The sequence below is a fragment of the Clostridium sp. AM25-23AC genome (assembly GCF_003435125.1).
GTDB classification, from domain to species: domain Bacteria; phylum Bacillota; class Clostridia; order Lachnospirales; family Lachnospiraceae; genus Pilosibacter; species Pilosibacter fragilis.
Genome location: NZ_QWGI01000081.1, coordinates 336 through 1,860, shown reverse-complemented (window position 1 = coordinate 1,860; position 1,525 = coordinate 336). Strand labels below are relative to the sequence as shown.

The 1,525-nt window shown below is 44.3% G+C and carries 2 protein-coding genes; both read left to right on the top strand.

Annotated elements, in window-relative coordinates; all coding sequences use genetic code 11:
- The coding region (locus DW677_RS17910; RefSeq protein ID WP_117567939.1) for a ParA family protein at nucleotides 1-645 on the top strand (645 nt) is incomplete at its 5' end.
- On the top strand, nucleotides 638-1,516 hold the full coding sequence (locus DW677_RS17905; protein WP_117567938.1) for a ParB/RepB/Spo0J family partition protein: 879 nt from the start codon (nucleotides 638-640) through the stop codon (nucleotides 1,514-1,516). The genes DW677_RS17910 and DW677_RS17905, both read left to right, overlap by 8 nt.
- The last annotated feature ends 9 nt before the right edge of the window (nucleotides 1,517-1,525 follow it).

Genomic DNA, 1,525 nt, shown 5'->3' with positions numbered 1-1,525 from the left:
GCAAGTTTGGGATTTACAGAGCCGGACAAGCTGGAGGAAACTCTTGCGACTGTGATGGCGAATATCATCAATGATGTGGAAATGGAAGATGATTACGGGATTTTAAGGCATGAGGAAGGAATTGACCTTATGCCCGGCAATATCGAATTATCCGGTCTGGAGGTATCCTTGGTAAATGTCATGAGCAGGGAGCTTGTGATGCGTTCCTACATAGAGCAGGTGAAAGAGCGATATGATTATATCCTGATTGATTGTATGCCTTCACTTGGCATGATAACCATAAATGCATTTGCCTGTGCAGACAGTATCTTAATTCCGGTACAGGCGGCATATCTGCCAGTGAAGGGGTTGGAACAGCTTATCAAGACCATTGGTAAGGTGAAACGACAGATTAACCCGAAGCTGTCTATTGAGGGCATATTGTTGACCATGGTTGACAGCAGGACAAATTATGCAAAGGACATTAGTGCATTACTGATTGAGAATTATGGCAGCAAAGTAAGAATATTTGAGAATAGCATTCCGATTTCCGTAAGAGCTGCCGAGATTTCGGCAGAGGGTGTCAGCATCTATCAGCACGACCCGAAGGGAAAAGTGGCAAGTGCCTATCAGTCATTGACGGAGGAGGTGCTTGGCAATGAGTAAGGCAGGAAGTGCGGCAAAGGTAAAGTTAAACAGTTTTGATGATTTATTCGGTGCTTCTGATATGACAGCGGGCACCGATCAGGTACAGGAGATACCTCTTTCAGAGCTTTATGAGTTCAAAGGACACCCTTTTAAGGTGCTGGATGATGAAAAGATGCAGGAAACAGTGGAGAGCATCAGAAACTATGGTGTACTTATGCCCGGTATTGCAAGACCAAGGGCAGAGGGCGGTTATGAGATAATCGCTGGACACCGCAGAAAACATGGCTGTGAGCTTGCAGGTCTTTCCACCATGCCTATGTTTATCAGAGATTACAATGATGATGAAGCTACAGTGATTATGGTGGATACCAATATCCAGAGGGAAGATATTCTCCCAAGTGAAAAGGCAAGAGCCTATTCCATGAAGTATGAAGCCATGAAGCATCAGGGAAAAAAGGGAAAAGGAAGCAGCCTTGATGAAGTGGGAGAAGCAGCCGGAGAGAGTGGCAAGACGGTTCAGCGTTATATATGGCTTGCACGGCTGTCAGATGAATTGCTGGATATGGTTGATAAGAAAAAAATCGGTCTGGTACAGGGTGTTGACATATCCTTTCTGACAGAGCAGGGACAGGAATGGGTGCAGGGCATTCTTGAAGAAACGGGAGCATCTATATCGACTACCCAATCATCAAAGTTAAAGGAATATGGGAAAAACGGCGAGCTGACTCTGCCAATGGTAAGACTTATATTGGCAGAGGAAAAGCCAAAGGAAAGAAAAGTTACAATTAAGGCTGATAAAATCAGCAGATATTTTACGGAGGATTATTCCAGTGAGGATATAGAAAACATTATCTATCAGCTATTGGAAGAATGGCAAAGTAAGCAGTAAAGGAGGCAC